At 39.2% G+C, this 25,103-nt stretch carries 26 protein-coding genes; 12 read left to right on the top strand and 14 right to left on the bottom strand.

Features of this window, described 5'->3' with window-relative positions:
* Positions 1-89 precede the first annotated feature (89 nt).
* Positions 90-2,006, bottom strand: a complete 1,917-nt coding sequence (locus HC728_RS14420) for an ATP-dependent DNA helicase RecQ (RefSeq protein ID WP_017018917.1) — start codon at positions 2,004-2,006, stop codon at positions 90-92.
* Positions 2,006-2,419, bottom strand: a complete 414-nt coding sequence (gene arfB / locus HC728_RS14415) for an alternative ribosome rescue aminoacyl-tRNA hydrolase ArfB (protein WP_017018918.1) — start codon at positions 2,417-2,419, stop codon at positions 2,006-2,008. The genes HC728_RS14420 and arfB overlap by 1 nt, the downstream gene beginning before the upstream one ends.
* 86 nt (positions 2,420-2,505) lie before the next feature.
* Between arfB and HC728_RS14410 the strand changes: the two genes are divergently transcribed.
* The 6 genes from HC728_RS14410 to HC728_RS14385 all read left to right on the top strand — a co-directional run bounded on the left by HC728_RS14410 (position 2,506) and on the right by HC728_RS14385 (position 10,433).
* On the top strand, positions 2,506-2,862 hold the full coding sequence (locus tag HC728_RS14410; RefSeq protein ID WP_005423881.1) for a YibL family ribosome-associated protein: 357 nt from the start codon (positions 2,506-2,508) through the stop codon (positions 2,860-2,862).
* A gap of 112 nt (positions 2,863-2,974) precedes the next feature.
* Positions 2,975-3,934 carry a 23S rRNA (adenine(1618)-N(6))-methyltransferase RlmF gene (gene rlmF / locus HC728_RS14405; protein ID WP_005423879.1) on the top strand — a complete coding sequence of 320 codons (960 nt, stop codon included), beginning with the start codon at positions 2,975-2,977 and terminating at the stop codon, positions 3,932-3,934.
* 177 nt (positions 3,935-4,111) lie between these two features.
* The gene (locus HC728_RS14400; RefSeq protein WP_065597853.1) at positions 4,112-5,230 is read left to right on the top strand and encodes an efflux RND transporter periplasmic adaptor subunit; all 1,119 of its coding nucleotides are present in this window, start codon (positions 4,112-4,114) and stop codon (positions 5,228-5,230) included.
* Between the two features lies 1 nt (position 5,231).
* A complete protein-coding gene (locus HC728_RS14395; protein ID WP_017018921.1) occupies positions 5,232-8,384 on the top strand; it encodes an efflux RND transporter permease subunit in 3,153 nt (1,050 codons plus the stop codon).
* A gap of 192 nt (positions 8,385-8,576) precedes the next feature.
* Positions 8,577-9,539 (top strand): LysR family transcriptional regulator, encoded by a 963-nt coding sequence (locus HC728_RS14390; protein WP_017018922.1) that lies wholly within the window; start codon positions 8,577-8,579, stop codon positions 9,537-9,539.
* A gap of 96 nt (positions 9,540-9,635) precedes the next feature.
* The gene (locus HC728_RS14385) at positions 9,636-10,433 is read left to right on the top strand and encodes a Cof-type HAD-IIB family hydrolase (RefSeq protein ID WP_017018923.1); all 798 of its coding nucleotides are present in this window, start codon (positions 9,636-9,638) and stop codon (positions 10,431-10,433) included.
* A gap of 72 nt (positions 10,434-10,505) precedes the next feature.
* On the opposite strand, the gene HC728_RS14380 is transcribed toward HC728_RS14385, so the two are convergent.
* Entirely contained in the window at positions 10,506-11,489 is a 984-nt protein-coding gene (locus HC728_RS14380; protein WP_026029275.1) for a carbamate kinase, read from the bottom strand.
* 447 nt (positions 11,490-11,936) lie between these two features.
* On the opposite strand from HC728_RS14380, the gene HC728_RS14375 reads away from it, so the two are divergent.
* Positions 11,937-12,416, top strand: coding sequence for a GNAT family N-acetyltransferase (locus HC728_RS14375; RefSeq protein ID WP_017018925.1), 480 nt, complete (start codon positions 11,937-11,939; stop codon positions 12,414-12,416).
* Between the two features lie 60 nt (positions 12,417-12,476).
* Here HC728_RS14375 and HC728_RS14370 read toward each other — a convergent pair whose 3' ends face one another.
* Both HC728_RS14370 and HC728_RS14365 read right to left on the bottom strand, forming a co-directional pair.
* Positions 12,477-12,794, bottom strand: coding sequence for a HigA family addiction module antitoxin (locus HC728_RS14370; protein WP_017018926.1), 318 nt, complete (start codon positions 12,792-12,794; stop codon positions 12,477-12,479).
* A 10-nt stretch (positions 12,795-12,804) separates the two neighbouring features.
* Positions 12,805-13,092: a type II toxin-antitoxin system RelE/ParE family toxin gene (locus HC728_RS14365; RefSeq protein ID WP_026029276.1), complete on the bottom strand. Its 288-nt coding sequence runs from the start codon at positions 13,090-13,092 to the stop codon at positions 12,805-12,807.
* A gap of 397 nt (positions 13,093-13,489) precedes the next feature.
* Here HC728_RS14365 and HC728_RS14360 point away from each other — a divergent pair, with 397 nt between their 5' ends.
* On the top strand, positions 13,490-13,828 hold the full coding sequence (locus HC728_RS14360; RefSeq protein ID WP_017018928.1) for a hypothetical protein: 339 nt from the start codon (positions 13,490-13,492) through the stop codon (positions 13,826-13,828).
* Between the two features lie 90 nt (positions 13,829-13,918).
* Here HC728_RS14360 and HC728_RS14355 read toward each other — a convergent pair whose 3' ends face one another.
* A complete protein-coding gene (locus HC728_RS14355) occupies positions 13,919-14,356 on the bottom strand; it encodes a PACE efflux transporter (RefSeq protein ID WP_065641730.1) in 438 nt (145 codons plus the stop codon).
* A gap of 142 nt (positions 14,357-14,498) precedes the next feature.
* Here HC728_RS14355 and HC728_RS14350 point away from each other — a divergent pair, with 142 nt between their 5' ends.
* Positions 14,499-15,386, top strand: coding sequence for a LysR family transcriptional regulator (locus HC728_RS14350; RefSeq protein WP_017018930.1), 888 nt, complete (start codon positions 14,499-14,501; stop codon positions 15,384-15,386).
* Positions 15,387-15,437: 51 nt separating this feature from the next.
* On the opposite strand, the gene HC728_RS14345 is transcribed toward HC728_RS14350, so the two are convergent.
* From HC728_RS14345 to HC728_RS14320, 6 genes are all read right to left on the bottom strand, one after another.
* A complete protein-coding gene (locus tag HC728_RS14345) occupies positions 15,438-16,865 on the bottom strand; it encodes an aspartate kinase (RefSeq protein ID WP_005423823.1) in 1,428 nt (475 codons plus the stop codon).
* 90 nt (positions 16,866-16,955) lie between these two features.
* A complete protein-coding gene (locus HC728_RS14340) occupies positions 16,956-17,342 on the bottom strand; it encodes an ectoine synthase (RefSeq protein ID WP_017018931.1) in 387 nt (128 codons plus the stop codon).
* 14 nt (positions 17,343-17,356) lie between these two features.
* A complete protein-coding gene (ectB, locus tag HC728_RS14335) occupies positions 17,357-18,622 on the bottom strand; it encodes a diaminobutyrate--2-oxoglutarate transaminase (RefSeq protein WP_190395687.1) in 1,266 nt (421 codons plus the stop codon).
* 20 nt (positions 18,623-18,642) lie between these two features.
* Positions 18,643-19,188 (bottom strand): diaminobutyrate acetyltransferase, encoded by a 546-nt coding sequence (ectA, locus tag HC728_RS14330; RefSeq protein ID WP_065622469.1) that lies wholly within the window; start codon positions 19,186-19,188, stop codon positions 18,643-18,645.
* A 364-nt stretch (positions 19,189-19,552) separates the two neighbouring features.
* The gene (locus HC728_RS14325) at positions 19,553-20,170 is read right to left on the bottom strand and encodes a LysE family translocator (protein WP_065622470.1); all 618 of its coding nucleotides are present in this window, start codon (positions 20,168-20,170) and stop codon (positions 19,553-19,555) included.
* Positions 20,171-20,276: 106 nt separating this feature from the next.
* Positions 20,277-21,161 (bottom strand): LysR family transcriptional regulator, encoded by an 885-nt coding sequence (locus HC728_RS14320; protein WP_005423803.1) that lies wholly within the window; start codon positions 21,159-21,161, stop codon positions 20,277-20,279.
* A 140-nt stretch (positions 21,162-21,301) separates the two neighbouring features.
* On the opposite strand from HC728_RS14320, the gene HC728_RS14315 reads away from it, so the two are divergent.
* A complete protein-coding gene (locus HC728_RS14315; protein WP_012535302.1) occupies positions 21,302-21,985 on the top strand; it encodes a cation transporter in 684 nt (227 codons plus the stop codon).
* On the opposite strand, the gene HC728_RS14310 is transcribed toward HC728_RS14315, so the two are convergent.
* On the bottom strand, positions 21,982-22,425 hold the full coding sequence (locus HC728_RS14310; protein ID WP_012535118.1) for an Lrp/AsnC family transcriptional regulator: 444 nt from the start codon (positions 22,423-22,425) through the stop codon (positions 21,982-21,984). The genes HC728_RS14315 and HC728_RS14310 overlap by 4 nt on opposite strands.
* Before the next feature lie 106 nt (positions 22,426-22,531).
* Between HC728_RS14310 and HC728_RS14305 the strand changes: the two genes are divergently transcribed.
* On the top strand, positions 22,532-23,119 hold the full coding sequence (locus tag HC728_RS14305; protein ID WP_155661897.1) for a LysE family translocator: 588 nt from the start codon (positions 22,532-22,534) through the stop codon (positions 23,117-23,119).
* 91 nt (positions 23,120-23,210) lie between these two features.
* Positions 23,211-24,050, top strand: a complete 840-nt coding sequence (locus tag HC728_RS14300; RefSeq protein WP_005423791.1) for a hypothetical protein — start codon at positions 23,211-23,213, stop codon at positions 24,048-24,050.
* A 6-nt stretch (positions 24,051-24,056) separates the two neighbouring features.
* Here HC728_RS14300 and HC728_RS14295 read toward each other — a convergent pair whose 3' ends face one another.
* The gene (locus tag HC728_RS14295; protein ID WP_065622472.1) at positions 24,057-24,959 is read right to left on the bottom strand and encodes a LysR family transcriptional regulator; all 903 of its coding nucleotides are present in this window, start codon (positions 24,957-24,959) and stop codon (positions 24,057-24,059) included.
* Between the last annotated feature and the right edge of the window lie 144 nt (positions 24,960-25,103).

Here is a 25,103-nt window from a genome sequence, read left to right as displayed (position 1 = left end):
TTTTCATTAGTATAGGATGATATTATCATTTATAGCGTATGGGGTTCACATGGTGTTGATGAAATGTAAACACGCTCACACTTTATAAATTATCCGTTCAATTTTCCGACTAATTCAAGCACTTCAAAAAAAGGTTGAGACTCAAACTTCCCAAATCCTTGCATTTTATTTGCTCTAATTTTGCTGGTTAGTGGGGTTGGAATACCACATAAAAAACGAGCAAAAACGGCATTGGCTAATGGCTCTTTGCTGCTGTTTTGAAGCTCTTGGCACAATGCTTTTACATTTTCATCATCAGCAATAAAGTGAGACGAACTGCGAGGCAAAACGGCAGCTTCAGATCGACAAGCAGAGCAGTGACCACATTTTTCTGGCGCATTAAAATCAGCAAAGTAATGAGCAAGGGCATGGCTTAAGCAGCTTTTGGTTTCAAAAAAATCCAACATGGCATGAATTCGATTTATTTCACTCTGTTCTTTATTTTTGAATAGTTGATGCTGCTCTTGAGAGAGAACATGCGTACTTTCAACTTTGTTTAAAACCTGATAAACCTCAGTCATTTGCTTACTTTCAAGCTCTATCCAACCTTGTTCATTAAAATAGTCTAATGCAGCGATCACACGTTTTCGCTCACCTCGGAATCCCATCCATAAGGCATCAAAATCGACTGTGTGCCAGGTTTTTGCTTTTGGTGAACACTGAAAAATAGTTGATACGAATTGCTGACGTTCCGTTTGAAACTTAGCAATAATATCGTTTATAGGAATAAGTGTTTTAAAACGATAATCGGCATAGTAGCTGTATTTAGCTTGAATGATTTTTTTCAATTCTAAATAAACGAGTAATGTTTTTAAGGGTAATTGACGAACATTGCTGTCTTTAGATAAACGCAGTAGTTGTGTCTCCCACGTTTCATTTGCTTGGTAAATATCATCTAGCACATACTGGATTGCTTCTCTGTCTGGTGTATCGCCATACACAAAGTTCTCTAATACATTTAAACCAGAGGTGTTTGCTAACACTGTACAGAAAGAAGGTAAACCATCACGCCCTGCACGACCAATTTCTTGTGAATAGTTTTCAATAGATTTAGGTAAATCAAAATGAATAACCTGTCGAATATCCGATTTATCGACTCCCATACCAAATGCTATGGTGGCTACGATACAATTTATTTCACCGTGCATAAATTGATGTTGAATCGTTTCACGGACGTCATTTTTTAAACCTGCGTGGTAAGCCTTAGCTTGAATACCATTACTTTGTAGCCACTGAGCAACGTTTTCAGCGGTTTGCTGTAGTGTGACATATACAATACTTGGTTGGTCTGGTCGTTGTTTTAATGTTGCAAATAGCGCTGAGCGTTTTTGCTCTTCTTCAACCGGAATGATTGAGATATCTAGATTTGAACGGTAGAAGCCTGTAATCACAATATCATCTTGAGCAATATTGAATTTTTTACTCATATCTTCAATAACCGCAGGTGTTGCTGTAGCCGTTAGAAGTAATACCTGAGGAATATTCAGAGCTTCGCGATCCTGTGGTAGTTTTAGGTAATCGGGTCTGAAATTATGACCCCATTCCGAAATACAGTGTGCTTCATCCACCACTAATAATGAAATATTAATTTGAGCGATAAATTGACGAAAGCGTTCATTCTTCAAGCGTTCGACTGAAATCATTAATATTTTAATTTCACCGTTTCTTACGCCTTGTAAAATGGCTTGAGTTTCTTCTCTTGTTTGCGTTGAATCGATGGATGCAGCAGCAATACCTTTACTTTTTAAAAAAGCAATTTGGTCTTTCATTAAAGCCAAAAGTGGAGAAATGACTAAGGTAAGATTTGGTAAAATAAGCGCAGGCAGTTGGTAACAAAGAGATTTACCTGATCCAGTTGGAAAAATAGCAGCAGATGAGTGACCATTTAGCACTTTCTCAATCACTTGCTGTTGACCGCCTCTTAGAGAATCAAAGCCAAATGTTTCTTTTAACGTTTGTTGATACATTAGTAATCTACCTTCTTTCTCATGCTCTTTGTTTGACCGCGCTGCGATTTTTTATCCATACGCTTATGCTGTGAGCTTCGTGTTGGTTTGGTCTCTTTACGTGCTTTTTGAGTTTCAGTAGCAGATTGAATGAGTTGCTTTAAACGATCAAGGGCATCTTCTCGATTTTTCTCCTGTGTCCGAAATTGTTGTGCCTTAATGATGATAATACCCTCCTTGGTGATACGGTGATCACGCATTTTCAGTAGACGCTCTTTATAGAAAGCAGGAAGCGTTGAATGGCTAATATCAAAGCGAAGATGAATGGCACTAGAGACTTTATTTACATTCTGACCACCAGCACCTTGTGCTCGAATTGCAGTAAGTTCAATTTCCCAATCGGCTAATTGGACTTGGTTTGAGATGGTTAGCATGTAATAAACCTATGATCGTTGTTCTAATAGAGGGTATACTACCAGTTAGCGTCAATGCGCACCATTTTCAATACAAAGGTAATTTCATGAGTGTAAAAGAAGAACTGCAAAAAATTCATAACCGTTTAGATCGTTGTAAGCACCGTTTAGCGGCTGCACAAAAGCGTGATGATCAACCTGTCGTTAAGCAATTCTTGCATGAAATTCAAACGCTTGAAAAAAAACTAACAAAGCTTAAAGGTAAGCAACAGTTTGAAACAGGTAACAAAGGTACTGAAGTACGTAACCTTCCTTTCAAGCGTGCAATCACTAAAGCTGAACAAGCTGATATGGGTAAACTTAAAAAATCAGTTCGTGGTTTAGTTGTTGTTCACCCAATGACAGCACTAGGTAAAGAACTTGGCATTAAAGAAATGACAGGTTATGCACCACAAGCATTCTAATTATAGAGTGTATTCAGTTTAGAAGGCATCGGGTGTCAGTTCACTCGATGCCTTTTTCTTTTTTTCGCTATTTCTGATCACAGATTGTGATTGGTATTACTCGTAAGTTGATATGACAAATACTAAATCAAACGTTACTAAGAAATCATTGCACCCACGTAATAAACACACAGGAAACTATGATTTTCCAGCTCTGATTAAGGCGTGTGCAGAATTAAAACCGTTTGTTGAGACCAATCAATACGGTAATGAATCAATTAACTTTTCAGATCCTCAAGCGGTTAAGGCGTTAAATAAAGCGTTATTAGCGCATTTCTACAATGTACCGTTTTGGGATATTCCTCAGGGTTACCTGTGTCCACCTATTCCGGGGCGTGCTGATTACATTCACAATATTGCTGATTTACTTGCGATTACAAATGAAGGGACAATCCCAACAGGTAAGAAAGTAAAAGGCTTAGATGTGGGAGTGGGCGCAAACTGTGTTTACCCAATTATTGGTAATCGTGAATATCAGTGGAGTTTTGTTGGCTCAGATATCGACCCTCAATCGATTAAAATGGCCTCGTTCATTGCTAATAACAACCCAAGTCTAAAAGGTATTGAGTGTCGTCTGCAAAAGAATGAAGAGAACATTTTTAAAGGCATTATTAAGCCAACTGAGTTTTTTGACTTTACTATGTGTAATCCTCCTTTCCATGCATCAGAAGCCGAAGCGACAGCAGGAACTGAGCGTAAGCAAAAAAATCTAGCAGCAAATAAAGCGAAAAAAGGCCACGCTTTCCAAGAGATGCAGAATGCAAAAGCATTGAACTTTGGTGGTCAAAAAGCAGAATTGTGGTGTGAAGGTGGTGAATTAGCCTTTATTCTTAAAATGGCTCAGCAAAGTCGTGAATTTTCACTACAAGTACAATGGTTTACTACATTGATTTCTAAGAAAGAAAATGTAGCTGAGCTGTATAAAGAATTAGAAAAGATCGGCGTTAAAACGATTAAAACCATTGAAATGGCTCAAGGGCAAAAAATCAGTCGTTTTGTGGCTTGGACTTACCAAGCGAATGTAAATTTGTAAGCTTTTAGGTTTGATTGTTAGTTATTGATAATAAAGAACTTATTAATTATCTCATTATCAATAAACATCAACGTAAATTACAGACACATTCAGTAACATACTCGTTTTATTTAGATTAATAATTTTAACCATTTAACTGTCAGAATATAGGTAATTCAACAGTTAAATGGTTATATTATGAAATCCAAAACGCTTCTTGCTTCAATTATTAGTGCAGCTTTACTCGTTGGCTGTAGTGATGAATCAACTGCTCAACGAGCTCCGCAAGCCCCACTTGTTGGAACTTACACCGTTGAGCCTATTTCGTACCAACAAGGAAAAACCTACATCGGTCGAATCGAAGCCATGGAAGATGCTTCTATCTCAGCTCAAGTTTCAGGATACATTCAGTCTCGCCAGTTTAAAGAAGGCCAAATGGTTGAGAAGGGGGATGTACTTTTCCAAATTGATCCTTCCTCTTTCGAAGCCCAAGTTGCCAACGCAAAAGCCGGAATTACTCAAGCCAATGCAGCGCTTAAAAAAGCCCAGTTAGACTTTAATCGTGGCAAAAATCTATTACCCAAAGGCAATATTAGCCAAGCTGAATTTGATGGTCTAACCGCGCAATTATTGAGTGCGGAAGCACAAGTTGAGGCTGCTCAAGCGCAATTGAAGTTGGCACAAGTTAACTTGTCTTACACCACCATTACAGCGCCATTCACAGGTCGAATCAGTGACAGTAAAGCCAGTATTGGAGATTTAGTATCTCCAGCATCTGGTGTGTTAACTACTTTAGTTAGTTTAGACCCAATTCATACTCGTTTTACCATCAGTGAGCGTGAGCGTTTGATGATGGGAATTGATGCGATTGAAGGTGATGGAAAAGGGGCGTCAAGCCAAGTGGAAGTGGTATTGAACCTTGAAAATGGTAAAGAGTATAAACATCTTGGCAAAGTCGATTTCATTGGTAACCGTATCGACAAAACAACCGGCACATTAACACTGCGTGCTTTGGTTGATAACCCTGAGCATACGCTACTTCCTGGTCAACATATCAATGTAAATTTGAGAGAGAAGCAGCCAACAGAAGTCTTAGTCGCTCCAAGACGTGCAGTGCAAAGTGATTTAGAAGGCGATTTTGTCATGGTATTAACCGAAGGTAATATTGCAGAGCGTCGTAATGTCACTCTAGGTAAACAGTTACCAGAGGGAGTGATCATAAGTTCAGGAATTAATGCCAATGAACAAGTATTAGTAAAAGGATTACAACGTGTAAGAAACGGAGTTCAGGTTCGTTTAGAGAACACGGAGTCTTAATATGCTAAGTCGATTTTTTATACAGCGTCCTAAATTTGCTCTGGTTATTTCTATTATCCTCACTCTTGCCGGAGCCATTGCATTAGCAGTATTACCTGTTGCTGAATACCCAAAAATCAGTCCGCCATCGGTTAGTGTAAGTGCTTACTACACGGGGGCAAGTGCTGAGGTAGTTGAACAGGCGATTGCTGATCCCATAGAAACCTCCGTCAATGGCGTAGAGAACATGATTTACATGTCTTCAAAAAGTGCCAACGACGGCTCATATTCATTAAATGTCACCTTTGATGTGGGCACCGATCCTGACATGGCACAGGTTAACGTTCAGAACCGTGTGGCGCAGATTGAATCTAAATTGCCACAAGAAGTGCGTATGGTAGGGGTGACTGTTAAGAAGCGTTCTCCTGACTTATTGATGGTATTGAACTTCTACTCGCCTGATGGGAAATATGACGATCAATTCTTAATTAACTACGTAAACCTGAATATCAAAGATCAACTTGCTCGTGTTACTGGCATTAGTGAAGTTGGAGTGCTTGGTGGTGGCGAATACGCGATGCGTGTTTGGCTTGATCCAGACAAAATGACCAACTTAGGGTTAACCACATCCGATGTTCATGCCGCGTTAGCCGAACAAAACGTACAAGTTGCAGCGGGTAAAATTGGTGCAGCACCTTATGCGAGTGCGCAAGATGTGCAGTTTAACCTAGTAACTAAAGGACGTTTAGAGTCGGTTGAAGAGTTTGAAAATGTCGTTCTTCGAGCAAATAACGATGGATCATCTGTTTATTTAAAAGACATTGCTCGTGTTGAGTTAGGTAAGAAATTCTATGACGGTAATGGTCAATTTAGAGGAAAAGATGCCTCTATCGTAACGCTTTCTTTGCAATCTGATGCGAACGCATTGGAGAGTGGAAAAGCGGTAATGGAGATGCTTGAAAAGCTAAGTGCGACTTTCCCTGAAGGTCTGGCGTATGAAACCAGTTATGACACTACGCTGTTTGTTGCAGAATCCATTAAAGGGGTAGTAAAAACCTTAATTGAAGCGATTCTATTGGTTATTGCTGTAACGTATCTGTTTTTAGGCAGTGCTCGTGCGACGTTAATCCCAGTGGTTGCGATTCCAGTGTCGTTAATTGGTACCTTTGCTGTCATGCTGATGACAGGGTTCACCATTAATACCGTGACGTTATTTGGACTTATTCTTGCCATTGGTATTGTGGTGGATGATGCCATTTTGGTTATAGAAAACGTCGATACTATTATGAAGCGTGATCCTTCATTAAGCCCAAGAAAGGCCACTTTGATTGCGATGAAAGAAGTAACAGGCCCAATCATTACTTCTACTCTGGTACTGCTTGCGGTATTTATTCCTGTTGCTATGCTTCCGGGGATCACTGGCATCATGTATCGTCAATTCGCATTAACCATCTGTATTGCGGTAATTATTTCATCCATTAATGCACTGACATTGTCGCCTGCATTGTGTTCTCTGGTTCTAAAACAAGGAGGGGATAATACGGCTCGTTGGTTTAAAGCCTTTAACCGTGGTTTAGATAAAGTAACCGATAAATATGGTGAGATTGCTGGTTTCTTTGTACGAAAAACCATGATCCTGATGACATTCTTTGTGATTGCTTTAGGTGCAGTAACCTTCTTTGCAAAGACCACATCAACTGCGTTTGTACCACAAGAAGATAAAGGCATTTTACTGGTTAACGTTCAACTACCTGACTCAGCGTCACTTTCTCGTACTGAAGAAGTGTCTGCCAAAGTACTTGAGATCATTGAGCAAGAGCAAGGTGTTGATGGGGTCACTGTAGCCAATGGTTATGCGTTTTTAACCGGTGCTGCTGCATCAAATGGTGCGTCACTGTTTGTGAAATTAAAGCCTTGGGGTGAGCGTAATGACATGGAGGGAGACAACTCTTCATTTGCAATTACCAACCGTATTAATGGGCGTGCTGCCATGGAGTTACCTGAAGCGGTTATTTTTGCAATGGGTGCACCAGCGGTTCCGGGAATGGGGGCGGCGTCTGGTTTTGAATTTGTTCTTGAAGATACCTTAGGTCGTAGCCGTACTGATTTGGCTAATGTTATGAATCAAGTGATTCAAACGGCAAATCAGCAACCTGAAATTCAATATACCTTCAGTACGTTCCGTGCCAATGTTCCACACTACTATGTGGATATTGACCGTGAAAAAGCAAAACAATTAGGTGTTTCATTAGGTTCTATTTTCCAAACACTGCAAGGTAACTTAGGTTCAATGTACGTGAATGACTTTACTATGTTTGGTAAGAACTTCCGAGTTACTATGCAAGCTGATGGACAGTATCGTAGCAGCATGGATGATTTGGATAAATTCCACGTTCGTGCAAGCTCTGGTCAAATGGTACCATTAAGTACATTAGTTACTTATGACACGGTATTTGAACCTGATGTAGCGTGGCGTTACAACATGTATCGTTCAGCGGTGATCCAAGGGCAGCCTGCCGCTGGGTATTCAAGCGGTGATGCTATTGCAGCGATGGAACGTGTTGCAGCTGAAGTGCTTCCACATGGTTACCAATATGAATGGACAGGTATGGCGTATCAAGAAGTGAAAGCGGGTAACCAAGCGATTTATGCGTTTGCGCTAGCGCTGATCTTTATCTATCTATTCATGGTGGCACAATACGAGAGTTGGAGTATTCCTCTTGCGATTATTCTTGTGGTGCCAGTGGCAACCTTTGGATCCTTCTTTGCGCTTAATTTAACGGGGATGCCGTTGAATTTATACGCACAAATTGGTTTGGTTCTTTTAATCGCATTGGCCGCCAAAAATGCTATTTTGATTGTTGAATTTGCGAAAAATGAGCGTGAAGAGAAAGAGGTAGGCTTAGATGATGCGTCAGTGAACGGTGGTCGTTTAAGATTTCGTGCGGTAAACATGACATCGTGGTCGTTTATCCTAGGTATCTTACCGCTGGTGTTCGCATCGGGGGCAGGTTACATCAGCCAAAACTCACTAGGTGTGTCACTGATTGGTGGTCTATTGTGTGTGTTATTAGTGGGTACGCTACTTATCCCTGGTTTCTACGCCATGGTACAACGTCGTCGTGAAAAGCTGCACGGCGGAAGCACCAAACTTATTCCTTTAGACGATGAGTAATTTGGCAAGAAGCTAACGCATTAAGCGGTTAGATATAAATTTAAAGGGGCCTTCGTGGCTCCTTTTTTATACGTACCATAACCGAATAGTCTGAATAATTTTCGTATTCGCACTAAAATTAAGGTTTAATATCACAATGTATTTGGATCGGTTTCATTTTAAATCAAATCGACGGGTGTTTTAGGTAAAGGTATGTCTCTGGTTAATCAACTTTCTCTATTTATTGATGTGGTGCAACAAGGCTCATTCACTAAAGCAGCTGCATTGCATGATATGGATAATTCTGCGCTTTCAAAACAGATCAAAAAATTAGAAGCAGAGCTAGGTGTTCAGTTACTTAACCGCTCGACTCGTACTTTCTCATTAACACCTGCAGGCGAAGAGATCTTAGAGCAAGCGTATCAGTTAGTTGGCTCATTAGATAATGTGAAATCCATTGCAGACTCATATCAAGCAGTACCAAAAGGGCGAATTAGAATTACAGCTCCATTGCATATTGGGCAAGGGTATTTACAACCTGTTATCAGTCAGTTTATGGCCACTTATCCAGATGTTGAGGTGGTTCTGATGATGGATGATAAGCGCTCCGATATTATTTCAGAGCATTTTGATGTCGCTTTTCGATTAGGCCGATTGGATGATTCAAGCTTGATAGCGAAAAAAGTGGCAGACATTCGAGGGGTGATTCTTGCTTCACATTCATTTATCGAACGCTTTGGAGAGCCAAGTACACCAGAAGAATTGGTAAATTTACCCTCTGTTATTTACAGCAATGGCACATTAACGGTAGATACCGTTCGATTAGGTGAAAGCCCAGATTCATCTCAATTTAAAAGCTATAAAATGAAAGGTAATTATAAGGTAAATGATGTTCGAACCTTATTGTCAGCCGTTCAAGACGGTTTAGGTTATGCTGTGGTTGCCTCATCAAACCTTGAGCGTTCTATCGAAAGCATGGGATTAACAACGTTACTTACGGATTACCCATTATGTAATCAAGGCTTAGCAATATACGCACTTTATCCGCATCGAAAACAGACTGCATTGGTTAGAGAGTTCATTAGTGCCGTGCAAAAGCACATTGGTTATCCTCCTCTTTGGGAGCAACATATCCCAAATTTTGCCTCTTTATATCCAGTAAAAAAGGGGCAGTAGCCTCTCATTTTACGGTGGAGTTGTTCGGTGTAACGTCCTGAACAGTATATACTTCTGGGTGTTTATTGAATTTAAATTATCTCTGAGTACCAATTAATGCAAAAACATAACGTAAAATTTATTGCTGCTGATATGGACGGCACACTGCTTAATGAACACAGCCAATTAGATCCAAGTTTTTTCGATCTTTATCAGCAATTAGAAGATAAAAACATCATTTTTGCCGCTGCCTCTGGGCGTCAATACTACAGCTTGTTAGAAACGTTTGAGCCAGTAAAAGATCGTATGATGTTTATTGCTGAAAACGGCACGCTAGTGATGTATCAAGGTGAAGAACTTTATAGCTGTTCAATGGATACACCATCGGTAATCAATATCATCAAAACTGCTCGTGCGATTGAAGGTACACACATTGTGCTTTGTGGAAAGCGTTCTGCATACATTGAAACACAAGCTCCAAAAGCATTGGCAGAATTTTCAAAATACTACCAGCGTTGTGAATATGTTGAAGATTTACTTGCGGTAGATGACGAGTTTATTAAAGTGGCTATTTGTCATTTTGATGGAACAGAAGAGTTCGTTTTCTCATCTTTTGATGCCAACTTTGGTGAGAGTCATCAAGTGGTGGTGAGTGCTAAGATCTGGCTTGATGTAATGAATGCAGTTGCTTCTAAAGGAGCGGCGATCAAACACCTACAAAACACACTGGGCTTTAGTTTTGAAGAGACAATGAGCTTTGGTGATTACTTAAATGATTTAGAAATGCTGCAAGAGAGTTATTACTCTTATGCGATGGAAAATGCGCATCAAAAAGTAAAAGAGACAGCACGCTTTATGGCTCCAAGTAATAAAGATGCTGGGGTCTTTACTGTGATTAAAGAGCAAGTGTTGTAAGTTTTTCCTTATTTACGATTTGATACAAAAGCCCTAACAACACGTTAGGGCTTTTTGTTTTATAAGCAACTGCTATGCTGGTGTTAATTCGCCATCATTTTGTTGATGAGAAATAGAGTCATCATAGAACTTATTTTTTACGATTTTTGTACCAGCCGTGCCATTTAGCGCATCTAAAGCTAAGTGCAAATCCGCAATGATACCGATAGAGATATCGACATTTTCAACGTAGTTGATCATCGAATCAATTTTGGGCTGCATAGAGCCTTTATCAAAAGAGTAGCCTTTTAATTCTTCGGTAGTCGCAATGTCTAGTTTGATTTGGTTTGGCTTGCCGTAATGGAAAAATACCCCATCACCATCGGTCAAAATTAAGAAGTAGTCAGCTGAAATCTGCTGAGAAAGCAGTGATGCCGTTGAGTCTTTATCAATAACACAATCGATATTTGAAGTGATGCCGTGGTTGTCAGTACAAACAGGAATACCGCCTCCACCGCAGCATATAACAATATTATCGTGCTGCAAAGCCAATGAAATTAATTCACTCTCACGGATATTTTTAGGAGCAGGAGAAGCAACGACGCGTCTAAAGTAGTCACCATCTTGGCGAATAGACCAGCCAAACTCTTCAGCAAGATCGTACGCTTCTTTTTCAGAATACACTTGGCCAATGAATTTGCTAGGGTCATTAAAAGCGGGGTCGGTTCTGTCAACATCGACATGGGTAAGAATTGTCGTTACGTTACAATCAACACGGTTACGTAATTCTTGCGCAAGCATGGTTGCTATCATCCCTTGAGATTCGGCAACTAAACAACTAAGAGGATAAGAAGGAACAGCATCAAAGGCATCATTTTGTTGACTTAATAAACCAACTTGTGGGCCATTTCCATGAACAATAGCAATACGGTATTCTTTGCTTAATTTCGCAATAGATTCTGCCGCTACCTTTACGTTTTCAAGTTGATTTTCATAAGAAAGAACCTGACCACGACGCAATAGTGCATTGCCACCTAGGGCAATAACAATTGTTGGTTTCATTGTTGTACGACTCATTTTTAATTTTCTCAATGCCACATTAGTGCTGTTATCGCTAAATAGAGATTTATTTTTATCTCTATTTGGCCAGCGTCCATTTATCACAAATCTATTGTGTTCAGCATTCCCTTACTTAGTCAGAAAAGGTTCTACGAATACAGAGACTGGACATTGAGCGGGGATTCTATACTGGAAATATCAGCAACGCACCGTATTTATCTCGTAAATGAGAAATATATGTAACCAGTTGTTTCTTAGGTTGATGAGTTGTATGTGATGGCTTACTGGTATATTGAACTGCAGTGAGTGAATATGTAGATAAATGTTCTTTTTCTTTGTTGTTTTTACCGTAAATGAATTTTTGCTGATATTGGGCTTTTAATAGTGAAGAGTAAAAGTAGAGTACTATCTTTATGATATTATTTTCGCGTTTCTAATTTGTTTTTGCATTAAAGAGAAGGTGCTATGAAGATAGTTAAAGTAGACAGCAGCAATCAGCATGTTTATATGAACTTAGCTCAAGCTTATGAGGCTGAGTTTTCAAAAATTATGCAGAAAAAGCCAGGTGATAATGGTGTATTCCCTTTAGATACCGAGCTTGGCGGAAAAGTAAGTGGCTACTTACTTTATGTTGATGGTGTACCTGCAGGGCACACAGCAATTGCAAATGAAGCGAATAAGCATTTTGAAGTGTGCGATTTTTATGTCGTACCATTCTTTAGAAAGAACCAAGTAGGTAAATCTTTTATCTCAACGTTATTTAAACAATTAGGTGGCTCGTGGGAGATGAAGCAAGTTGAAGGGGCTGATCACGCGGTTAAATTTTGGCGCGATGTCGTGGGTACTTACACTACTGAGAATAATATTAAACAAGGCTACCAAGAAGACACATTAGATGACCCGCAATGGGGCATAGTGACAAGACAGCGTTTTAGTCACGAGTAAGGTGTAGCCGAACTTAAGTAAGTGCCATAAGTTGAATATGGAGAATGTTAACTTATGGCGTTAATCTTGTGTTTGTTGTTCAAAATTAATATTTAGTGGTTTTACGAATTTAGCTTCGTCTTGATAGCGATTTCGAGTGTCCCACAAATCAACAGCATGCTGGATATTAAGCCAAAACTCAGGCGTGTTACCCAGTGCAGCAGCCAGTTTTATCGCAATAGGTGCCGTTAAGATCCCACCGTTAATTAGGTTGCTTACCGTATTTCTGTGAACACCCATAGCTTCAGCCAATGTTTTAGATGTAATTTTTAGTGGTTCAAGAAACTCGACTTTCAGCATCTCCCCAACGCTTATTGGGCGACGTTTAGTTTTACGCATATTGCTTACCTTAGTATTTATGAGGATCTAAATAGGTATCTTTAGCGACACCATTATCCCATCGAAAAATTAATCGATATTGTTTATTTACTCTGATAGAGCACCATTCGTTTAAGTTACCAGTTAAGTGCTCGAAACGATTTCCTGGAGGTACACGTAAATCAGATTCAGAGTGGGCGGCATCTAAGATTTCTAACTTTCTATATAGAGCATTTTCAATACTTTTAGGAATTAAACGATGTCGTTTGTCCTGTTCATAAAATTGTTCTAACCATTGTTCTTTAAATTTTAATGACATTTTCATTGCACAATACTATTGTGCACCTAATAAGTGAAAGAGTATCGCACAATTATGATGTGCACAAGTTTTGATGTAGATTTAAACAATGAATGAGTGCTCATTGTCTTTGATGGTATTAGATTAGTGGTTTATTTTAAGAAATGAGTGAAAAGGCATTGGATTGCGAGTGAGCTAAATAAATCATGTAAATATGTTTTTTGAAAGTAGAGTGCTTGCGCGAGGGAGTAGAGAATATAAGGAGTGATGCTGAAAATAAGTGATTGGTTTAGAAAATGACCAAAACGTGTTTCAAGTTGGCCTGATGAATGTCCGGAAATAATTTAGCCACTAAATCTCTACTCGATTATCCCTTAATAGTGATAAAATCTTCGTACCAGAATAACCGAGAAACTCTATGTTTATCCATCATGTTAACGACATCGACTGGCTGGTGATTACAGCTTTTGAAGAACTGAAACCCATGTTTATCGAAGAGGCCGGTTCGATTCCAGCTTGCTTCTCTACCAGTAGTGAATTGAGCCTGATTGATCAAGCCAAGCGCACTTATGGGTATTTGCCTGCACTTAGTGGTGTAATTACTGATACTGGCACATATCAACGTCAGAATAACGAAGAAGACTTGCTCCCACAGCTTGCTTGCCTAGTTGAGGGGCGTGGTCGAGTATTTATCTATCATGGCGGCTTTGTGGCTTTTGTAGGTGATGAGCAAACCTTTATTACCCGAATGGATTGAAGATGATTCAGTTTATATCCCGAGTAACTAAAAAATAAACAACCCGCCAATCAGCGGGTTGTTTACTATCTAGCTCTCATATTTAATCTATCACGCGGTGACTGACTCATCTCTCGCCATTCTTTTCACTAATAGCGCTCGTACATTGTCGTATATAAGATTAAAAGCAAAGGCGTAAATGGTGATAAAGATAGTTACACCAATATCCATCATAAAGGCTTGCCAGATCCCAACGCTTAATAAGTAAGCCATTACTGGCACTGTGACAAACAGTAACCCAACTTCAAATAAGATAACGTGGAAAACGCGTAATGAAAGCGTGCGTTGTGTTTTTTCACCTGTGAAAAATTGATCGAAAATCCAATTATAAATGAAATTCCAAATCATGGCGATAGTAGCAACGACTATCATGGTTCCTGATAGTGCCGTAATATCATGATCAGTAAAAATAGCTAATCCAATAATAGATAAGCTAACGGCTAATACTTCAAATAAAACGGCATGAAAAATGCGCTCATTGGTTTTCATCTTCATTGGTGTATTCTCAAAAAATGGGGCAGTTCTAAAATAAAGAAGCGCGATTATAAAGAGTGAGTAAAAGAGATAAAGTTAACAGCTATCACAAATCGTGATAGCTTAAGGGTGGATCTACTTACTTGAGCTAAATGTTATGTACAGTTTTGAGCAATTAAAAATTTTTGTCACCGTATGTGAGTGCGGTTCTTTCTCGGCTGCGGCTCGTCAATTAAAACGTGCTCAATCAGGCGTGAGTCAGGCCATTGCTAATTTAGAGATCTCGATTAACCAAGAGCTGTTTAATCGTGAGAAAAATACGCCAGTACTGACAGAGAAGGGTAAGGCTTTATTGCCGATTGCTCAGTCTATTTTGCACCAACAGAAATACTTTGATCAAAAGGTTGAGTCGTTAGAAAGAGAGCATGAATATGAGTTGGTTATTGCGATTGATGAGAGCTTAATTAATGATGATTTATTGCAAATTTTAGCGACATTGGCGGATAAGTTTCCCGTTACCGATGTTGAAATTATTACGACTTCAACCTTTGATGTTGAAGATCTGGTTAGAAAGGGAAAAGCACAAGTAGGTATCGTCTATGCTGATGGTGAGCTTAAAGTTGATATGGATTTTTTCACCTTAGGACAAACCCGTTTTCTTACTGTGGCTGCGCCAGATCATGAATTAGCGGCTTTACCAATGGTGAATGATGCAGCATTGAAAGGACATCGACAGTTAGTGCATCGAAGCTCGAAGGGAAAAGAGTTATGGTTCAGTTACGGGATCAGTTCAAAACTATGGTATGCCAACACGCATCAAGCCTTAATCGAGTTAGCGTGCCGTGGTGTGGGTTGGACTATCGTTCCAGAACATACAGTGATAAGTTTTATTGAGCAGAAAAAGTTAGTTGCGCTGCCGATTGCTCATGAGTTTCATGGTTGGTTAACGCCTATGGGTTGCTTGGTCTCTCGGCGTCATGCATTTGGTCCGGTATTAGAGGATCTATTGTCATCACTGCAAGAATTAAGTAAGGCGGTTCATTAATACCAATCCAAATATTCTAATCATTATCTGGATTGGTATATAGTTAATGAATTAAGCAACCTGACTCGTTTTTACTTGTTTTGCTGGTACTTCTTCACAAAACTCGTGGTGGAGCGCTTTAATCGCATTTTGATAGTCTTTATCGCTGACAACAAACTGTACGTTTACATTGCGCATAGAAGAGTGCAAAGCAACAGGTGTTACGTCACTGTTCATTAATGATAATACCCCTTTTGCGAGTGCTTTATTGGTATCAATCTGTGAACCGATGACAGCGATTAATGCCACCATACGACCTTTGATAGAAGCGTTCGGATAGCGTTTTTCGGTTTTGTATAGCACTTTATTTAAGCTCTCAGTATTGCCTCCGAGGTAATAGGTAATCGAGTTGGCGTTCATTTCTTTACCGATTAAGTTAACGTGCGCATCGGAGATGATTTCCATGAGCTCATAACTAACGTTATCTACTTGACCAACCATGGTTTGATCAAAAAGATGTAAAGCAAATACTTTCTCTTTACCTGCAATGATTTCAACTTTGTCTGTTTCTGGCTGATAATCCGATGAGATCAATGTGCCTTTGTGTTCAGGCTCAAAGGTATTTTTAATTTGGATTTCAATGTTACTTTCTCTAAGACCTGCCGCCGCATTAGGATGGATAGCTTCCATACCTAAGTTAGCAAGCTGATCGGCTACATCATAATTGGTGCGTCCAATTGGAAATACTTTGTCTGTACCAACAACACGAGGATCAGCCGAGCTTAGGTGATACTCTTTATGGATAATTGCCAGATCGGCTTGAGTCAATGAGGCTATACGGCTAAAGGTCATTTCACTATAACCTCGATCATATGTCCCCATTAACCCTTCTTGACAGTAGGCGTAACCGGTGACAATTGGCAGTTCTTTGGTGACATCAATGTCTTTAAATACGTTGATGATGGTGTCATCTAATGAACGAGGAGGTTGATTATCCCAGCCGGATAGATCAACAAACTTGGCATTAATTCCCATGGTTTTTAGCTTCAGCGCGGTATTGAAGGCGCTGTGTGCCTCACCAATAGATGAGAGAAACTCACGAACTTGGGGTAAGTAACGACGTAATGAAAATTGACCATATTGGCAAGTTTCTAAAATATTAGCGATACAGTTTTTTGCTTGCTTGATTCGAGAGCAAATGAATTTGTCTGCTCTGATGCGGTTCATTGGGTCAATGAAGATATGTTCGTTAGTTAAGAGCATACGCTTTTCAACGTATTCTAATGCTTCTTCCCATTTATCATCACGTTTGGCTATAAGTTGGTAAACACCCGGCTTACTGGTTTTTTTACATTCTAAAAGTGAATCGGTAATACCACCATAAGCTGAAACAACAAAAACACGATTATATGGGTCTTTAGGGCGAAGAAAAATATTATCTAAAACGGCATCAAATGCAGTCATTGAGGTACCGCCGATTTTTTCTACGGTATAAGTCATGAGTAAGTCCTTTTTTGACTTTGATATCAACCTGAACAATGGATTATTCAGGTTGATATAGGGAGGTAAGTGGTTAATTGAGAATGTGGGTTAATCGAGAACAGGATAAACCCCGTTTTCATCATGAACTTCGGTACCTGTAATTGGCGGGTTAAAAACGCACGCCATGACCATTTCCTTATCTTTATATGCTCGTAAATAATGCTCGTCGTGTTTATCAAGAATGTACAAAGTGCCCGATTTGATTGGGTAGGTTTCTCCGCCAATGACTTCAATTTCCCCCTCACCACTCATGCAATAGACTGACTCTAAATGATTTTTGTAATGGATGTGTGTTTCAGTATCTTGATAGATGGTCGTGATATGAAAAGAGAAGCCCATGTTGTCATTTTTTAATAACATTCTTACGCTTTCCCATGTTTCAGATGCTACACGTCGTTCGCTGTCGCGACATTCATCTAATGTTCTTACTATCATCGTATCTTCCTTGATTAAGATGCTTTTTTAAAATGTTTTGCTGCAATACTATCAACTGCGTCTTCAAAGATAGCCAATCCTTGGTCTAACTCTGATTCAGTAATGGTTAATGGACAGAAGAATTTAACCACTTCGTCATCAGGACCTGCGGTTTCAATTACCATACCGTTTTCAAAGCAGGTTTTTGCGATATCACTTGAGATGATGCCGTCTTTACATTCAATGCCAATCATCATGCCACGGCCTTTCTGTTGAACAAATAACTTAGGGTGACGTTTAATGGTGCGAAGGATTACGTCGCTGACTTTGTTAGACGATTGTTTGATGTGGTTTTCAAAGTTATCGTTCGCCCAATAAATTTCAAGCGCTTTTGCTGCAGTAATAAAGGCATGGTTGTTACCACGGAAAGTACCGTTATGCTCACCGGGTTTCCACTCATCTAATTCAGGTTTAAGTAAAACAACCGCCATTGGTAAGCCGTAGCCACCAATTGATTTTGATAGAGTTACCATGTCTGGTTTAATACCAGATGACTCAAAACTAAAGAAAGTACCTGTACGCCCACAACCTGCTTGAATATCATCAACAATCATTAGAATGTCGTTGGCTTTACAGATCTTACTTAGACGTTGTAGCCATTCGTTTGAAGCGACGTTTAAACCGCCTTCACCTTGTACGGTTTCTAAAAGTATCGCAGCTGGTTTATCTAAACCGCTTGAATTGTCAGATAGCATGGTCTCAAACAGGTTAAGTCCATCGATATCAGCATAACCTTCAAAAGGAATGCGTGTAATATTGTTTAAGCTAAAACCGGCACCTTGGCGATGGTGTTGATTCCCCGTTGCCGCCAGTGCTCCGGCTGTACAACCATGAAAGCCATTAGTGAACGCGACAATATTGGTTCGGTTAGTGACTTTTCGTGCCAGTTTTAAAGCGGCCTCAACAGCATTGGTTCCCGTAGGTCCCGTGAACTGTACCTTGTACTCTAGGTTTCTTGGTTCGAAAATATAACGGTTCAGGGCATTTAAAAATGTTGCTTTTGCACTAGAGTGCATATCTAAGCCATGAGTGATGCCGTCGTTTTCGATGTATTCAAGTAAAGCTTGCTTTAAGACTGGGTTGTTGTGACCGTAGTTAAGTGATCCGGCTCCGGCAAGGAAGTCTAGGTAACGCTCTCCATTTTCAGTTTCTAGCCAGCTGCCTTTTGCTTTTTGAAAAACAACTGGGAAATTGTTTGAGTATGAGCGTACTTGTGATTCTTGCTTCTTGAAAATATTCATGATGAGTCCGTTTATGATTCCTATTTTTGTGAAGATTTTAGAGGGATACGATACAAATACTCTGTATCGTGCTTGCCTTTAAAGTGTGATTCTTTGTCTAGAAACGTGGTGATTTGCCCTTGATTTCCATATTGGGCATCAATTTTTTTAAATAGTGACCAAGAGGCGTTATTTTCCTTGGTTATTGTGGTTTCTATAAATTCGATATGCAGAAGGTTTTTTCGCTCTAAAAGCGTAGCTAGCATTGAAAACGCTAAACCTTTACCTCGGTAACGTGGGGAGACGGCGACTTGCCATATGAACAGCGTATTCGGTTCATCAGGTTTTTGGTACCCAGAGATAAAGCCAGCGAGATCGCCATCTTTCTCTGCCAAAACGCAGGTTTTACTGAAATGAGTAGCTTGAAGAAAATTGCAGTATGAAGAGTTGATGTCAAGAGGAGGACACTCGGTGATCAATGCGTAAACATCGTCACCGTCTGTCCTCGAAGGTTCTCGAAAAATCCATTTTTTTGTTGTGTCAGAATCCATATCTGAACACAAGATTCTGGGCGCTGCGATAGCCATATGTAAATACATATCCTTTGTACTCTAATTAAATTCCTTTTTATTATGGGCATTTTTAGCAGTTAAAAAGCAAATTAATGGTGCGAAAAAGACGATTAAACCCAATTAAATGCGACTCATATCACGCTTAAGCTTGGTTGCTAAAATTATAAATAGAGAAATAGATTAGTTCTCTTAGTATCTTTAAGGGTTTGTTGGAATGGGAAATACCCCAATAGTTGGAGAATCAGTAGCACTGGCAGTAGAAATTGATCAACGTTTAAATCGCTAATCTATTTTTGATTAAAATAAGCAAATATTGAAGTGATAAAAAAAGGGGTGAAGCTACGATAGCTTCACCCCTTTTTTTGATTTTAGACCAATATTAGTTAGTCATTGCTAACTTAGCGCCAAAGCCCATTAATAAAGAGCTTAAACCGTATTTTAAGAGGTTTGAGAATGCTTTGCTCTCGGCAATAACCGTTCTGAATTTTGCAGCGAAAACGGCAACGCAAGTAAACCATAGCAAAGCGATAATAGCGGTTGTGATACCAAGCATTCCGAACATTAAAGGTGATGATGTCTCTGGAGTTAAAAATTGAGGAATAAAAGCAACAAAGGTCAAACACACTTTTGGGTTGAGGGCATTGGTTAGAATACCTTGGCGAAACACTTTTATATCAGATGTACGATTAGTGGTTTCTACTTGGCCAAAACCGCCTTTTGCTGTGAACATTTTAAATCCGATATAACACAGGTAAGCGGCACCTATGTATTTAATTACCATAAACGCGGTTGCTGAAGAGAGCAGTAGTGCACTTAAGCCAACAACAGCTAAAAAGGTATGAAAAAGAACACCTGTGGCAATACCCACAGCGGCATAAACCCCTGTTTTGGCACCACCGCCTAAGGCTCTTGAAAGAACGTAAAAGAAATCGGCGCCGGGCATCGCACAAAAGGCGAACATCCCTGCGATAAAAAGAAGATAAGTTTCAATGCTCATAAATAATTCCATGTACTGCTGCATTTGGTATTAAGGGCTATGATTAAGCCCATTTTCATATGTGAATCATGGGTAATTTACTGCTTATTTTGAACGAAAGAAATCATTATTCTGAGACTTCTAATAAATAGTCCTCAACTTGTTCTGATAACCAATCAATAATCACACCACGGGGCATGGTAGTCTTTGTCATTTCAGCGAAAGATTGCCAGTTCATCGCACGATTATGTTTAAGAACCTTTAAAGTGCCATCGCGTAAATGCTCATTAATTAATAGCGCGGGAACGGACGACCAACCTGTTTTGTCTAATACAGCATCACGTAGGTGCTCATAAAATGTAAGAGCAATGTATTTACTGGATGTTGGCTCAAACACCATTAATTCATCATCATCAATGTAGTTAAGAATGATTTCAGTGTGGCTTTCTAGATCTGTTGGGCTTACTTTTCTTAGCTGACTTAATGGGTGCTCTTTATGTGCGACCGACATCATGCGAATTTGGCCTAACTCGTTTTGTTGAACATGCAGAAGTTGGCTATTGATAGGTAAAATGCCATACGCTACATCAACCACATTTTGTTCTACCATTTCTTCAAGTTCTGGTGATGGGGCAACGTAAATAGAGATACTGGTGTTTGGGAATTTACGACTCATGCGAGTTAAAATATCACGCCAAATGGGCTCAGGTAGTGAGTCATCTCTAACCACGCGAATGGTTGAGGCTATACCTTCGTTATATTGTAAGCACTTACTAACAATATCATTGCTAATGATCATCATACGTTGGCAATCATTCACAATCGACTCGCCAATTTCTGTTGGAGTAATACGGTTACCTGTGCGAATTAATAAAGTCACTCCAAGCTCATCTTCAAGAGTACTTAACGCAGCACTGACGGTGGTTCGACTTTTTTGAAGTTTACGAGCTGCTTCTGCAATAGAACCCAGTTCAACCGTATATAAGAGCATTTCAATTTGACTGGTTTTCATGATCTTTTTCTCGTTAATTTATGCCGTTTAATGTTAAGCGACGAATTAGTTGACGCTGACTGATTATCCTATCACCAATTTTCTCTATATGATGATCTGTATACACAAAAAAGACGAAAAATAAGTCGATGGAGGAAAATATGTCGTATTCAATTAAAAAAGAAAGGCAATTATTACTGGTTTCAACGTTTTCAGCTTTACTGTTTGCAATGTTAGGCATTGTATTAGGTACGCTGATTCATTCATTAGTTATTATTTTTGATGGTGTTTACTCATTAGTGAGTTTAGGTTTAACCCTAGTTTCGCTAGTGACAGTGCTGTACATTCGAAAAGAAGATGTTTCGAAGAATATCAAGCGTGTTAAGGTAATTGAGTCTTCAGTAATTTTGCTTAAAGGGATCGCAATTACCTTAATGTGTGTACTTTCATTTGTAGCTGCTGTTCAAGCAATAATGGAAGGTGGTCGAGAAGTGAATACTGGTATCGCATTAGCCTTTGGTGTTTTTAGCATGATAGGTTGTTATACAAGTTATTGGGTAATGAAAACTCAAGGTCGTGAAGTTAACTCGGCTCTTGTTGATGCAGAAGCAAAACAATGGTTAATGGATACTGTAATTAGTGCTGCTGTATTTGTTGGCTTTATGATTGCAAAAGTATTGCTACTAACATCATATGCGCATTATGCACAACTTGCTGATCCAATCATGGTTGTAATGGCATCTATCTATTTTATTATTGTGCCAGTTAAAATGATCATTAGTTCATCAAAGCAATTACACCAATTAAATCGAGATGGTGTTTTAGCAAAGTATTCACACGCCTAGGTTCGTTCATCTTTAGGCGTGTCCATCACCACTAAGGTGCCAATTGAGTTGACCTGAGAGATCTCTCCAAGTACGTTTGAATGAAACTGCTTATATGAGGATAGACTCTCAGTCTCAACCCGCAATAGATACTCATTCGCTCCCGTAATATTGTGGCATTCTGTTACTTCATTTGATTCCATTATCTGCGCTTCGAAATCTTTTTGTGATTTTTTACTGTGATCCGATAATCCGATCGTCACATAAGCAACAAATCCTATTCCACACTTATTCGGATTTAATACTGCACGATAGCCTTGAATAGTTCCATTACGTTCTAATTCTTGTACTCGTCTAAGTGTTGCCGAAGGTGATAATCCAATACGTTCAGATAACTCCACATTGGTTAATCGACCATTTAATTTCAACTCTTGCAATATTCTTTCGTCAAATCTATCCATAGTGACAATACCTTGCGAATTATTTTCATTTTAAACAAATATAGACAGAAAATTTACTTAGTCTCGCATTAAGATACAAGCAGAATTTAATTTTAAGATGGTTATGATGGATTACACTTACTTATTTGCGTTAATTACCTTTGCTTTTGTGGGCGCGTTTACTCCTGGCCCAAATAACATTATGTTAATGACATCTGGGGCTAATGTTGGATTTGTTCGTACTATTCCACATATGCTTGGCGTGATATTTGGCTTTGCTTTTATGCTGATATTGGTCGGGTTTGGGTTAATTCAAATTTTTCAAACTTATCCTCAGTTGGAATTTATTTTGCAGATTGTTAGTGCGATTTATTTGAGTTATTTAGCATATAAAATTGCGAGAAGTGAGCCGATAAACAGTGACAATAGCGATTATAAACCCATGTCTTTTTTAGCGGCGGCAAGTTTTCAGTGGGTAAATCCAAAAGGGTGGTCGATGGCACTATCAGTAATGAGCATCTATGCAACAAGCTCAGATATGTTCAGTGTATTGTTAATTGCGTTCGTGTTTATTTGTATTAATGTCCCTACAGTAAGTTTTTGGACCGTTGCAGGTAAAGAACTACAAAAGAGGTTGAAAACACCGAAGCATTTAAAGTTTTTTAACTACAGTATGGCTGGTTTACTTGTAGGCTCTATGGTGATGGGATTTTAATTGGTTTTCTTTGTTAATCGGGTGTTGCTGTCTTTGATGTGTTATCTTTATGTATATCACTTCTAAATACACGATTAACAAGGGTATCCCTATGTATCGACACTTCTTTTTGCTTCTCATCACTCTTTTTACTTCACTGTCATTACAAGCAGAGGAAGTGACTTATTCAGAACAAGAGTATTTAGATCGTCCATTAATGGAGCGCTATATTTTAGATGAGCTGAAGGCTTTGCGTATCGAACAACAAGATCTAGAGCGACGTTTAACCATTCAAATTACCGACCGTGAGCTAGCGGTTGCAGATAAATCATTAAATTATTCTAATACAACGGTTACTTATTTTTTCTATGTTATTGCGGCTGTGGCTTCTTTGATTGCACTTATTGGTTGGCAATCATTAAGAGAAATGAAACAAAACACCAAAGAAATGGCAGACAAGCAACTCAATAAAATAGCGCAAGATTATGAGAAGAAGTTTGTGGCGTTAGAGCGCGATTTAAAACGTAAAACGCGAATTATTACTGAGAATAACCGTGAAATCGAGATCATCAATGAAGTGCATAATTTGTGGCTTCGTGCTCAAAGTGTACAAACGCCTGAGCAAAAAATGGATATTTATGATGAGATTTTAAAAGTAAGACCGGGTGATTTAGAAGCGTTAACGTATAAAGCGGATGCGGCAATGGAGATGCGTGAATTTCATTGGGCACTGAATTTATGTAATCGTGTTTTAGAAGTGGATGATCAAAATGCACACGCACTATTCCAACGTGCTTGTGCATATGCGCAATTAGGGGCAGAAGTGCAAGCCATTGATGACTTGCAGCGTTCTATTGAGGCGAGTACGTCTATGCGTGAGCTTGTATTGGAAGAGCCTGATTTTGACCCTCTAAGAGGCTTAGAGCGCTTTGAAACACTATTAGAAGAGTAATACCTATTAATCACCAAGGTGTTCAGAGATGAAGTCCATAAAGCATCGCACCTTGGCTGACATATGTTTGCGGCTTGGATAAACCATAAATATATCAATGGTTAATTTTGGATAGTCCGCAAACAACTCAACTAACTTACCTGTTTCTAATTCATCGGTTAAATGAAAATGAGGGATACGAGTTATCCCTTGTCCTGCCAAACACAATGATAACTCCATAAACGAATTGTTGGTAATCACTTGACTGTTTAATTGAATCGCCAGTGGTTGGCTATTTTTATCGGTAAAATCCCAAACGGCTCCTTGTTTAACATACGCATAGCCTATGGTTTTATGTGAAGGCAGTTCATTAGGATGCAGTGGTGCTCCGTGTTTTTTTAGATAATCAGGTGAGGCGATAGTGATCGCTCTTGAACGTAAAAATCGACGACTGATCAAACTGGAATCTTCAAGTTGATGCGATGCACGGATCGCCATATCAAACCCTTCTGCAACAATATCAATCTTTCTATCATTTAAATCTAACTCCAGTGTGATATCTGGATATAAATCAGTAAATTTCCCTAGTATTGGACGTAAGCGTGAAAGAGCAAAGCCAACAGGACAGCTAACTTTTAATCGACCTTTAGGTTTTTCTTGTTGTCCTGTAATCGAATTTTCAGCCATTTGAGCATCTTCAATTAGCTGTTGGCATTGTTGAAAATAAAGTTCGCCTTCAGGAGTCAATCGTAACGTTCGAGTGGTGCGATGAAGTAGGCGAACACCCAAGCGCTCTTCTAATTTTCCAATCTCTTTACTGATGTAAGAGGTTGAGTGCCCACTATTATGAGCGGCCTGAGTAAAGCTACCACTGGTCACTACTTCTGAGAAAATGACCATGCCATCAAACAATGCTGAATTAAATGCCATATTACGTATCTTTTATTTTATTAGGAGTCATATGGAAATAATCATTGCACATTTAGGCTATTAATCAATATTTGTGAATGAATTATAGTTATCCCATCGCAAACAAGAACAATAGATTTGAAAAGAGCAGAGCATTAACTACTC

This window comes from Aliivibrio sp. S10_S31, assembly GCF_014694495.1.
In the GTDB taxonomy this organism is placed as follows: Bacteria; Pseudomonadota; Gammaproteobacteria; order Enterobacterales; family Vibrionaceae; genus Aliivibrio; species Aliivibrio fischeri.
This window is presented reverse-complemented; position numbering and strand designations above follow the sequence as displayed.